Here is a 10,608-nt window from a genome sequence, read left to right as displayed (position 1 = left end):
CCCCCGCACGTCCGCCGTAAGCTTCTGTGCCACGCTGACGATCAGATCTTCCGCATCAGCGAACACGGGAGCCACGGGGGTTGGCCCTGCGGCAAGTCGGAAAAGGGAGTGCCCGATGGCCAAGAAGGACACCGATCTCACATATGCCGAGATGGACAAGGAAGCCGGCAAGCTTCTGAAGGACATGGACGACTTCAAGCGCGAGCTTGACGCGATCGACAGCCGCATCGACCTCCTGGTGGAGAACGGTTACACCACCCAGAAGGGCTCGGCGGCCTTCGAGAAGTCCTTCAAGGAGTTCACCAAGGGCGCGAAGAAGACCCTTGAGGGCCTCCAGGGCATGTCCGAGTTCCTCACCAAGGCCCGCAAGGCATACGAGGACCTGGACATCGAGCTCGCCAACGCGAACAAGTAAAACCGCGTTCCAGACGGCAGTTCCACGGGATCGGCCCGGTTCAGTGCGACTTGAACCGGGCCGTCCCCTTTGGGTGGCATGCGTGAGTCGCCGCCCGTTAGTTCAGGCGCGTCATCGTGGCCTCTGGGTTGCCTGACTCCGCGTTTTGCGAGAGGTACTGCAAGGCCTCCCCCTGGGGGCGTAGCCGTACCGTGTGTGTGTTCTTCGTGCACTGTGCGCCGCTGTCCGCCTGGCCCTTCCCCCGCGCCACGATCTCCTTCTCCGACACCGACTTCAGGGCCAGGTCCACCGCGCACTTGCCGCCCAGTTGGTCCGTCTGCGTCATCACCGCGAAGCGTTCGCCGATCTTGCCCTGTTCGACCTTGAGTCTGAACTTGCCCATCGGGACGGCGCCGTTGGCCGCGGATGCCTGGCCCTCCCACGTGCCGCGGTAGGAGGCGGGGACCTTGCCGGCGGCCCCGGCGGGTGGCTGTTCGCTCGCCGCTGGTGGGTGGCCCGCGTCGCTCGGGTTGTCGCTGTTCCCGGGCAGCAGGCCGAAGACGAAGACCGAGCCGACCGTCACCGCCGCCAGCGCCCCCGCGACCCCCAGGACCAGCGTGCAACTGACTTTGCGGCCCCGGCCGTCGGGGCCGCCGGGCGTCGAAGTCGCGGCGACCGAGACCGTCATCCTGCCGGGGGGCGCGGAGGAAGGTGCTGATGTCTGGGTGGGGACGTACGCGGGGGGAGGAGAGGAAGGCACTGGCGCGTACGACGGGTCCGGGGGGCCGAAGGAACCGCTGCTCCGCGGCGCGTCCCGTACCGGAGCCTGGCCGCTCGTCGCCCCGCCCACCATCGAGCTGCCGAACGGCAGCGGGCCCGACGGCTGTTCCGCTGCCCCGGCGCCGGACCCGTGTGCCCCGGCCCCGTGCGTTTCCAGGTCCAGGAGCCGCACCGCGCTCCTGCTGACCCGCTCCACCAGCGGACCCGGCAGCCACCCCGCCGCCACCAGGCCGTCCGCCCCGGTGGGAGCGAGTCGCCTCGCGATCTCCTCCGGCTTCGGGCGCTCCCCCGCCTCCTTGGACAGGCACTCCAGGGCGAGGCCACGCAACTCGCCGGCCAGCGCGCCCAGTTCCGGCTCTTCGTGTACGACCTTGTAGAGCAGCGAGGCCGACGAGTCGCCCGGGAAGGGCGCCGAACCCGTCGCCGCGTAGACCAGGACCGCCCCTAGCGAGAAGACGTCCGCCGAACCGGCGACCCCCCGGCCGAGGATCTGCTCCGGCGACATGTAGCCGGGCGAGCCGACGGAGACACCGGTCGATGTGAGCGAGGCCGTGCCGTCCGTCGCCCGTGCGATGCCGAAGTCGATCAGCCGTGGTCCGTCCATCGTCAGCATGACGTTCGACGGCTTGATGTCACGGTGGACGAGTCCGAGCCCGTGCACGTGTGTCAGCGCCTCGGCGAGACCCGCCACCAGAACACGTACGGAATGGGTGGGGAGAGGGGAAAGGTCACGTACCGCGTCCGCCAGGGAAGGTCCCGCCGCGTACCCCGTCGCCACCCAGGGCACCGGCGCCTCCGGGTCCGCGTCGAGCACCGGCGCCGTCCAGTCGCCGCCCACCCGCCGCGCCGCGTCCACCTCGCGCCGGAAGCGGGCGCGGAACTCCTCGTCGAGCGCGAAGTGCGGGTGGACGACCTTCACCGCGACCGTACGGCCGCCCGAGCTGCGCCCCAGGTAGACCCGGCCCATGCCGCCCGAGCCCAGTCGGCCGAGCAGGCGGTAGGGCCCGATGGTGGTCGGTTCACCGGGATCGAGCGGGTGCATGACGAAGGCCTCCCCCGAACGCGCCACACGCGCGCGGTTCATGAGGCTGCGGCTGCGGCCGCGGTCGAAGCCGCAGCCGCAGCCGCGTCGACCGCGCGCACTGTCTGCAGCTCAGGGTAGTCCGCCGGTACGCCCGACGGACTCGGCATACGCAGCTGCCACCGCGTACCCGCCGTACCTGGTTACGTGCGTACTACCGCTGCGATCCCAGCAGCTCCACCCGTACGTCCGCGGGGAAGCCGGTCGTCTCGCCCACGCGGCGCGCGAACTCCGCCACGCCCTCCAACTGGGCGCTCCCGAAGCGGAAGTCGAGCGTCGTGAAGTACTGCTCGAGGACCCCCGCGTCGAAGGTCTCCCAGCGGGCGGCCTGTTCGGAGACCTTGCCGACCTCCTCCAGGGAGAGGTCGCGCGAGGCGAGGAACGCCTTGTGCACCTCGCGCACCACGGCCGGCTCGCGCGCCGCGTAGTCCTTGCGCGCCGCCCAGACCGCGAAGACGAACGGCAGGCCCGTCCAGTCCTTCCACATCTGGCCCAGGTCGTACACGTCCAGACCCAGCCGCGGCCCGTCGATCAGGTTGGCCCGCAGCGCCGCGTCCCCGATGAGCACGGCGGCGTCGGCCTCCTGCATCATCACGCCGAGGTCGGGCGGGCAGGTGTAGTAGTCGGGGCGTACGCCATGGCGCTCGGCGAGCAGCAGCTGCGCCAGGCGTACGGAGGTGCGCGAGGTCGAGCCGAGCGCGACCCTGGCGCCGTCCAGCTGGTCCAGCGGCACCTGCGAGACGATCACGCAGGACATCACCGGGCCGTCGCAGCCGACGGCGAGGTCGGGGAAGGCGACGAGGTCGTCGGCGTTCTTGAGGAACTCGACGAGCGTCACGGGCGCGATATCGAGGTCGCCCCGCACCAGCTGCTCACTGAGCTTCTCGGGGGTGTCCTTCGTGAGCTCGAAGTCGAGCAGCGTTCCGGTCCGCGCGAGCCCCCAGTACAGCGGCATGCAGTTCAGGAACTGAATGTGACCGACGCGCGGCCGGGGGGTGCGGTGATGGCCGGGGAGTTGATCTGCACCCTCCCCGGTGAGGGTGTCAACGGGAGAATTGTCCACATCGGGGAGGCTAGCCCCCTTGCGGTACGGTGCAGAAAGCGGGGCCCCGATCCCGTCCTTGTCAAGAGCTTCGGACCTGGTCCGTCAACCCCTCTGGGGGGTCCGTCAAACATCCGGGTGACGTGATCTTGCCCCCTATTGCTTTCGGCTGCCTGCGTGCTAAGCTCGCCGCAAGTTGCAGTTTGGTTTCCCTTGCAGTACAGAGCCTGCGGAGCATGTGACCCGCGGGCTCTCGTCGTTTTCAGACTTATGCAGTTGTTTCAACAATCGCAGGTTCTGGAGCAGGGCAACCCTTTGGCCCAAGGAGGGCTTATGGCTACCGGAACCGTGAAGTGGTTCAACGCCGAAAAGGGCTTTGGATTCATCGCCCAGGAAGGCGGAGGCCCCGACGTCTTCGTCCACTACTCCGCGATCAACGCAAACGGCTTCCGCTCCCTCGAGGAGAACCAGGCCGTGAGCTTCGACGTCACGCAGGGCCCGAAGGGTCCGCAGGCGGAGAACGTCACCCCCATGTAGTGGGGCGCCCCATGTGAATGGGGCGTGTGACAGTTCCGGTGACTTGATCCGGACATGGATAGCAGTACCCAAGGAGCCCTTCCTCCCGCGCTTGTGGGAGGCGGGGCTCCTGCCTTTTTCTGGCCCCTGGGCCTTGGGCGGCCCCTGCCCGTGTTTCTTCGCTGCGGGTCCGCTGTGGCTGGGCGCGCCGTTCCCCGCGCCCCTTTGGGGCGCCTTCGCCGGGCGCGGTCCCTTCGGGGCAGGGGCCCGTTGTCTAGTTGTGTTGCATGATCAGTACGAATGTCGTGCCTGGGGTCAGGGCCTCGTACAGGTGGGGGACGTCGCCTCTGTATGACATGTAGTCACCCGCGGACAGTTCCACCGTTTCGTCGCGGGGGCCCGCCAGTAGGCGGCCCGTGCTGACGATCAGGTGCTCCATCGAGCCGGGGATGTGCGGGTCGGACTCCCGGGCGGAGCCCGGTTCCATCGCTCCGTGGTAGATGTCGCGCCGCACACCCGTGGGCCCCGCCGACAGCAACGTCCCCGCGTACGAGGCGCGTTCGGCATGCATCGTCGGGCCCTGGCCGGCCCGGATCACCGTCACCTCCGGCGCGGGCGACTCCACCAGGACGCTGAAGGGCACGCCAAGTCCCACCGCGAGGGCCCACAGCGTCTCGATGCCGGGGTTGCCCGTGGCCGCCTCCAGCTGGGACAGCGTCGACTTCGCCACCCCCGCGCGCTTGGCCAGCTCGGAGAGGGAGAGCCCCGCCCTGGCCCGCTCCCTGCGCAGCGCAGCCGCGACCCATTCGCGCGGCAGGCGGGATCGCGCGGCGCCGGCACCTCCGGCCGCGTCGGCCCCACCGGCCCCGTCGGCCCCGTCGGCCCCTCCGGCTTCTCTGCCATCAGTCATGCCCATGGCCGCCGCCCCTTCGAGATACTCGGCGTTCGCTATAGCGGGTCGATCGTTCGTCTTGACGAACGACACTCCCCTCGCCCATCCTACGACGTATGCGTTCGCCACACCGAACAGACAGCCCACCCCAGCGAACGAACGACGGCTTCGTACGCCTCTCCCACCTTCCCCGCGGCGTCCTGCGCGACATCGCCCTCGTCTGGCTCGCCGACGCCGTCGTCGGTGTCTCCTTCGGCGCGATCGCCGTCGCCGGCGGTCTGCCCGTCTGGGTGCCGGTCCTGATGTCCCTGCTCGTGTACGCGGGCTCCGCCCAGTTCAGCGCGATCGGCATCCTCGTCGCGGGCGGCGGTCCGGTGGCCGCGGCGGCCACCGGCCTCCTCCTGAACTCCCGCACGGCCGCGTTCAGCCTCGCCGTCGCCGACAGCCTGGGCCGATCCTGGGTCGCGCGGCTGTTCGGCGCGCACCTGATCACCGACGAGACCGCGGCCTTCGTGCTCGCCCAGCCGGATCAGAAGCGGCGCAAGGCCGCGTTCTGGATATCCGGGCTCGGCCTGTTCGCCGTATGGAACGTCAGCGTCCTCGGCGGGGCGCTCGCCGGGTCCGTCATCGGCGACACCGCGCGCTTCGGGCTCGACGCCGCCTTCCCCGCGGTGCTCCTCGCCCTGGTGCTCCCCGCGTTGCGCGCCGACAGCATGACGCGGCGGGCCGCGGCCGCCGGTGCCGTGATCGCGGTCGCCACCGCACCGTGGCTGCCCGCCGGGGTGCCGGTCCTGCTCGCCCTACTGGGCCTGCTGGCGGCCCGCCGCGGCCCCGGACGCCCCGCGCGCCCCGCCCGCCTCCCCGAAAGGAGCACCCCATGAACGCCTACCTCGCCTGCGTTCTCGTCCTCGCAGCCGGGACGTACGCCTTCCGTCTCGCTGGGCCCCTGATGCACGGGCGGGTTGAACTGCCGGCACGTGTGCAGGAGTTGCTGACCGTTGGGGCGACCGTCCTGCTCGTTGCGCTGTTGGCCACCGGTGCTCTCACCGAGGGGCACGGGTTCCCCGGGTGGGCGCGGCCCATCGGGGTGCTGGTCGGTGGGGTTCTTGCCTGGCGCAAGGCGCCCTTCGCCGTGGTGGTGGTCGGCGCGGCGGCGACTACCGCGCTGTTGCGCCTGGCCGGCGTGGCGTAGCCGCCGCCCCCTCGGCGCCCTTCTCGTACAGCCCGTCCACCAACCCCGCGTACCGCTCCGTCACCGCCCGCCTGCGCACCTTCAGGCTCGGTGTCAGCAGGCCGTCCTCCACCGTGAAGTCCTCGTCAAGCAGGGCGAAATCGCGGATGCGGGCCGGGTGCGAGACGCCCGCGTTCACCTCGTCCACCACCTCCCGGACGAGGGCGCGGACGCGCGGGTCCCGGGAGGGCGGGTCCACCAGCGTCACGCCCTCGCGGCCCGCCCAGGCGGTGACCTCCTCCGCGTCCAGGGTGATCAGGGCCACCGGGTAGGGACGCTTGTCGCCCACCATCACCGCACGCGACACGAACCGCGAGCGCTGGACGGCCAGTTCACTGAGGGACGGGGTGAGGTTCTTGCCGCCGGAGGTGATGATCAGGTCCTTCTTGCGGCCGGTGACACTGAGGTAGCCGTCGGCATCGACGGCGCCCAGGTCGCCGGTGTGCAGCCAGCCCTCCTCGTCCAGGGCATCGCGGGTCGCGTCCGGGTCGGCGTGGTAGCCGGGGAAGACCATCTCGCCCCGGGCCAGGATCTCGCCGTCCTCCGCGATGCGGACCTCGCAGCCCTCGACGGGGCGGCCGACCGTGCCATAACGAACGGCGCCGGGGTGGTTGAGGCTGATGACTCCGGCCGACTCGGTCATCCCGTAGCCCTCGTAGACCGCGATTCCGCAGGCCCGCAGGAAGTCGATGACGTGCGGCGCGATGGGTGCGCCGCCGGTCAGTGCCCACCGGACACGCCCTCCCAGCGCCTGCCGGACCAGCCCGTAGAGGGCCTTGTCGGCTGCCTCGTACGCGTCCTGGAGCGCGGGCGGCAGGGCTCCGTCCGCCGCGAGGACACCGATGCGTACCGCCTCCTCGAACCGCTCGCGGCCTCCCTCCTGGGACTCCGCGAGGGAGAGGACCACGGAGTACACCTTCTCGAAGAGGCGGGGCACGGACGGCAGATGCGTGGGCCGCGCCTCGGCCAGCTCGCCGACGACGTTCTCGATCTTCCCGCCGAAGAAGCAGAGTTCGCCGCCCTGGATGAGCGTCGTGAACTCGATGAGCTGGGCGAGGAGATGGGCGAGCGGGAGGTAGAGGTACGTGGAGTCGCCCGGTCCGCCCTGGATCAGCGGGAGCGTGGCGGACTGCACGGCGCCCAAATTGCCGTGGGTGAGGAGGCAGCCCTTGGGCAGGCCGGTGGTGCCGGAGGTGTAGATGATGGTGGCCAGGTCGGCGGGGGTGCGGGCCCCGGCGCGATCCAACAGGGCTTCCAGGGCCGCTGGTTCGGCGCCCTGCTGCCCGCCGGTCACCCGCTCCCCCACCGCGAACTCCGTCATGAGCAGCACGTGCCGTACGCCCGGCAGCCGTGGCCGCAGGCGTTCGATCTTCGCCGCCTGTGCGGTGTTCTCGCAGATCACCACCGAGGTGCCGGAGTCCCCGATGACCCACTCGACCTCCTCGTCCCCCGCCGTCGGGTAGACGGGGACGACGACCGCGCCCGCCGCGAAGACCGCGAAGTGGGCGTAGGTCCACTCGGGGCGGGTCTCGGCCAGGATGGCCACGCGGTCGTCCGGGCGGACGCCGAGCGCGATCAGCTCACTCCCGACCTCCCGTACCCGTGCGCGCAGTTGCTCGTACGAGACCTCCTCCCACGCCCCGCCTCCGGACTTGAACCGGAGGGCGGGCTGCTTGCCGTGGCGGTCGGCCGCCCACTCGGTGAGGACGGCGAGGGTCTCGGGGCGCTCCGTCGGCTGCATGCGTACGACGCTAGGGACAGGGCGGCCCCTACCGGGATGACGGGAAACGTCAGCGGAGTTGGCCCGGAAGCTCAGAGGGGCTGTAGGAGGGCATGGGAGGACGTGGGGGACCATGGGGGCATGGAGACCACTTTCAAGGCTTCGTTCGTGGTGGCCGTGGCCATCCAGCTCGTCCTGGTCGCCGTCCTCGTCTTCCAGGCCTGGCGCAAGGAGCGGCACGGCGGTGAGCGGATGCTGGTGTTCACCGGCGGTGACGCGGTCGCCGGTGCCGCGCTGTTCGGCGGCACGATGACGCTGACGCTGCTGTTCTCCGAAGGCTGGAGCGGGATGTCGTCCGACACCCTGCTCTACGCGGTGACGTTCGGCATCGTCACCGCGGGGCTCGCGACCTTCCTGCGCCGGGTGAGCAAGGGGGCGAACAAGGGGCGGCCCGCGTACGGCTACCTCGCCTTCCTCCTGCCCGTCGCCTTCGGGGTGCTCGCGGGTATGGCCGGAGTCTGACAGCCAATACGCGGCCCGCGGCCCCGCCGAGTTCGAGAAGGCGCCCGGCGGGGGATGGAAACCCCATGCCCAGCCGGACCATCACCGTCCACCACGTCCGCGCCATGCTGCACGGCGCCCGGCGGTACGGGATCGACACCGTCCCGCTGCTCCGCACCGCCCAGATTCCGCCGCTGCTCCTCGGCGACGACCGGGCCCGCATCACCGAGGTCCAGTTCGCCCGCCTCTTCCGGGAGCTGTACCGCGCCACCGGCGACGAGTTCCTCGGCCTCGGCGCGGCCGTGAGCAGGCCGGGCACCTTCGCCATGATGTGCCACGCGTCCCTCGGCTGCCGTGACCTCGGCGCCGCCATGGAGCGGGGCGTCACCTTCTACGGGCTGTTCCCGGGCGGGCCCGACCTCACCCTTGAGCGCCGCGAGACGGGCAGCGCCGTCTTCGCCGTACGCAACGACCTCGAACGTGACTTCTTCCTCGCCGAGTGCCTCGTCATCATCTGGCACCGCCTGTGCAGCTGGCTGATAGGGCGCCGCATCCCCCTCCACTGGGCCGAGTTCGGGCATCCGCCGCCCCCGCACAGGGACGAGTACGGCCTTCTCTTCGGCTGCCCGGTCCGCTTCGGCGCGGCGCGCACGGGCGCGGGGTTCGACGAGCACTGGCTGAGCGCTCCGCTGATCCGGGACGAGGCGGCTCTCGACGGGATGCTGAACCGCGCGCCGTTCGATCTCCTCTCCCGGCGCGAGTACGGGACGACGGTCGCCGAGCAGGTACGCCGCGCCCTCGCCCGCGCGCTGCGCACCTCCCCCCGGCTGCCCTCCCTGGGCGAGATCGCCGCCCGCCTCGCGGTGAGCCCCGCGACGCTGCGCCGCCGCCTGGCCCAGGAGTCAACCTCGTACCAGCAGTTGAAGGACGCCGTACGGCGTGACGCGGCGATCGCGGGGCTCGCCGAGGGCGCGGAGCCCATCGCCGACCTCGCCGCGCGGCTCGGCTTCTCCGAGGACACGGCCTTCCACCGGGCGTTCCGGCGATGGACGGGGACGACGCCGGGCGCCTACCGCTACGAGCACGCCTGCCGCTATGAGAACCGGGGTCAACAAAGCTGAGCGCTCCCGCCAGCGCCGGACTTACCCGCGAGTCACTACGGTCGTCGCCTGAACACCCCAGCCAGTGACAGCAGTTGGGAGAGCCGCATGCCCGTCCGTACCCGCGCAAGAACCAGCGCACGAACCAGTGCACGAGCCCTGGCCGTGGTGGCCGCGCTCGGCCTCTCGGTCGTCACCCCGGTGACGGCGCAGGCCGCACCGGCCGAGGCCGACGCCCCCGGCGACGTCGTCAGCTCCGCACCCAGCAGCTTCCATCCCCTCCCCGGCCAGCCGACCAACACCAAGGCCTGGAAGATCAACTACCGGTCGACGACGGCGAAGGGCGAGCCGAACACCGTCACCGGCACGGTCATCGTGCCGCAGGACGGCAAGAAGGGACCCCGCCCCCTCATCACGTACGCCGTCGGGACGATCGGCATGGGTGACCACTGTGCCCCGAGCGCCGGCTTCCCCAAGGGGACGGCCGTCGAAGCCAACCTCATCCAGCAACTCACCCTGCGCGGCTGGGCGGTGGCCGTGACGGACTACGAAGGCCTCGGCACCCCCGGCGACCACACCTACACGGTCGGCAAGGCCGAGGGGCAGGCCATGCTCGACGCCGCCCGTGCCGCGATCCGGCTCCCGGATGCGGGGCTCGGCGAGGACACCCCGGTCGGCATCATGGGTTACTCGCAGGGCGGGCAGGCCTCCAGCTGGGCGGCCGAGCTGCACGGTTCGTACGCGCCCGACCTGAAGGTCAAGGGCACGGCGACCGGTGGCGTCCCCGGCGACCTGCGGAGGGTCGCGGACTTCAACGACGGTTCGTACGGCTCGGGCCTGATCTTCATGGCGGCGATCGGCCAGAACGCCGCCTTCCCCGAGCTGAACCTGGAGTCCTATCTGAACCCGGCGGGCAAGAAGCTGATCGGCGCGCTGCGCAACAGCTGCGTGGCGGACGGGGCCGTGCTCGGCGCCTTCAAGAAGATCTCCGCCATGACGGTGAAGAACCCCCTCGACCAGCCGGACTGGCAGCAGCGACTGCGCGAGTCGACGGTCGGCACACGGGCTCCGGCCGCGCCGGTCTACCAGTACCACGCGCTCGCCGACGAGCTGATCCCGTACGGCGTGGGCAAGCAGGTCCGCAAGGACTGGTGCGCCAAGGGCGCCAACGTGGAGTGGCACACGGTCCCGCTGGGCGAGCACGTCTCCGGGGTGATCACCCAGTCACCACTGGCGGCGAAGTGGCTGGCGGACCGCTTCGCGGGCAAGCCCGCGCGGGGCAACTGCCAGTAGTCGAGGTGGTGAGCGGTGGTGTGGCGGGCAGCCGCCCGCCACACCACCCTCCGCTCAG

At 70.9% G+C, this 10,608-nt stretch carries 11 protein-coding genes; 7 read left to right on the top strand and 4 right to left on the bottom strand.

Annotated features, from left to right (window positions below; all coding sequences use genetic code 11):
* Positions 1-115: 115 nt before the first annotated feature.
* Positions 116-415: a WXG100 family type VII secretion target gene (locus ABXJ52_RS21075; protein ID WP_367044175.1), complete on the top strand. Its 300-nt coding sequence runs from the start codon at positions 116-118 to the stop codon at positions 413-415.
* A gap of 97 nt (positions 416-512) precedes the next feature.
* On the opposite strand, the gene ABXJ52_RS21070 is transcribed toward ABXJ52_RS21075, so the two are convergent.
* Entirely contained in the window at positions 513-2,216 is a 1,704-nt protein-coding gene (locus tag ABXJ52_RS21070) for a serine/threonine-protein kinase (RefSeq protein WP_367044174.1), read from the bottom strand.
* Positions 2,217-2,409: 193 nt separating this feature from the next.
* The gene (locus tag ABXJ52_RS21065) at positions 2,410-3,228 is read right to left on the bottom strand and encodes a menaquinone biosynthesis protein (RefSeq protein ID WP_367049156.1); all 819 of its coding nucleotides are present in this window, start codon (positions 3,226-3,228) and stop codon (positions 2,410-2,412) included.
* Between the two features lie 402 nt (positions 3,229-3,630).
* Between ABXJ52_RS21065 and ABXJ52_RS21060 the strand changes: the two genes are divergently transcribed.
* Positions 3,631-3,834 (top strand): cold-shock protein, encoded by a 204-nt coding sequence (locus ABXJ52_RS21060; RefSeq protein ID WP_006138897.1) that lies wholly within the window; start codon positions 3,631-3,633, stop codon positions 3,832-3,834.
* Positions 3,835-4,087: 253 nt separating this feature from the next.
* Here ABXJ52_RS21060 and ABXJ52_RS21055 read toward each other — a convergent pair whose 3' ends face one another.
* Entirely contained in the window at positions 4,088-4,723 is a 636-nt protein-coding gene (locus ABXJ52_RS21055) for a helix-turn-helix domain-containing protein (protein WP_367044173.1), read from the bottom strand.
* 98 nt (positions 4,724-4,821) lie between these two features.
* Here ABXJ52_RS21055 and ABXJ52_RS21050 point away from each other — a divergent pair, with 98 nt between their 5' ends.
* Positions 4,822-5,586, top strand: coding sequence for an AzlC family ABC transporter permease (locus tag ABXJ52_RS21050; protein WP_367044172.1), 765 nt, complete (start codon positions 4,822-4,824; stop codon positions 5,584-5,586).
* Positions 5,583-5,897: an AzlD domain-containing protein gene (locus ABXJ52_RS21045; protein ID WP_367044171.1), complete on the top strand. Its 315-nt coding sequence runs from the start codon at positions 5,583-5,585 to the stop codon at positions 5,895-5,897. Before ABXJ52_RS21050 ends, ABXJ52_RS21045 begins: the two co-directional genes overlap by 4 nt.
* Here the strand turns inward: ABXJ52_RS21045 and ABXJ52_RS21040 are convergent.
* Positions 5,863-7,677 carry an AMP-dependent synthetase/ligase gene (locus tag ABXJ52_RS21040; protein ID WP_367044170.1) on the bottom strand — a complete coding sequence of 605 codons (1,815 nt, stop codon included), beginning with the start codon at positions 7,675-7,677 and terminating at the stop codon, positions 5,863-5,865. The genes ABXJ52_RS21045 and ABXJ52_RS21040 overlap by 35 nt on opposite strands.
* Before the next feature lie 120 nt (positions 7,678-7,797).
* Between ABXJ52_RS21040 and ABXJ52_RS21035 the strand changes: the two genes are divergently transcribed.
* From ABXJ52_RS21035 to ABXJ52_RS21025, 3 genes are all read left to right on the top strand, one after another.
* Entirely contained in the window at positions 7,798-8,178 is a 381-nt protein-coding gene (locus ABXJ52_RS21035; RefSeq protein ID WP_367044169.1) for a hypothetical protein, read from the top strand.
* 65 nt (positions 8,179-8,243) lie between these two features.
* The gene (locus ABXJ52_RS21030) at positions 8,244-9,278 is read left to right on the top strand and encodes an AraC family transcriptional regulator (protein WP_367044168.1); all 1,035 of its coding nucleotides are present in this window, start codon (positions 8,244-8,246) and stop codon (positions 9,276-9,278) included.
* Between the two features lie 87 nt (positions 9,279-9,365).
* Positions 9,366-10,550 carry a lipase family protein gene (locus tag ABXJ52_RS21025; RefSeq protein WP_367044167.1) on the top strand — a complete coding sequence of 395 codons (1,185 nt, stop codon included), beginning with the start codon at positions 9,366-9,368 and terminating at the stop codon, positions 10,548-10,550.
* The last annotated feature ends 58 nt before the right edge of the window (positions 10,551-10,608 follow it).

The organism is Streptomyces sp. Je 1-332 (genome assembly GCF_040730185.1).
Lineage (GTDB): Bacteria > Actinomycetota > Actinomycetes > Streptomycetales > Streptomycetaceae > Streptomyces.
This window is presented reverse-complemented; position numbering and strand designations above follow the sequence as displayed.

Coding starts and splice junctions, on each gene's coding strand:
- ABXJ52_RS21070 (WP_367044174.1), bottom strand. CDS start 2,216: ATGCACCCGCTCGATCCCGGTGAACCGACCACCATCGGGCCCTACCGC.
- ABXJ52_RS21060 (WP_006138897.1), top strand. CDS start 3,631: ATGGCTACCGGAACCGTGAAGTGGTTCAACGCCGAAAAGGGCTTTGGA.
- ABXJ52_RS21055 (WP_367044173.1), bottom strand. CDS start 4,723: ATGACTGATGGCAGAGAAGCCGGAGGGGCCGACGGGGCCGACGGGGCC.
- ABXJ52_RS21035 (WP_367044169.1), top strand. CDS start 7,798: ATGGAGACCACTTTCAAGGCTTCGTTCGTGGTGGCCGTGGCCATCCAG.
- ABXJ52_RS21040 (WP_367044170.1), bottom strand. CDS start 7,677: ATGCAGCCGACGGAGCGCCCCGAGACCCTCGCCGTCCTCACCGAGTGG.
- ABXJ52_RS21045 (WP_367044171.1), top strand. CDS start 5,583: ATGAACGCCTACCTCGCCTGCGTTCTCGTCCTCGCAGCCGGGACGTAC.
- ABXJ52_RS21025 (WP_367044167.1), top strand. CDS start 9,366: ATGCCCGTCCGTACCCGCGCAAGAACCAGCGCACGAACCAGTGCACGA.
- ABXJ52_RS21075 (WP_367044175.1), top strand. CDS start 116: ATGGCCAAGAAGGACACCGATCTCACATATGCCGAGATGGACAAGGAA.
- ABXJ52_RS21050 (WP_367044172.1), top strand. CDS start 4,822: ATGCGTTCGCCACACCGAACAGACAGCCCACCCCAGCGAACGAACGAC.
- ABXJ52_RS21030 (WP_367044168.1), top strand. CDS start 8,244: ATGCCCAGCCGGACCATCACCGTCCACCACGTCCGCGCCATGCTGCAC.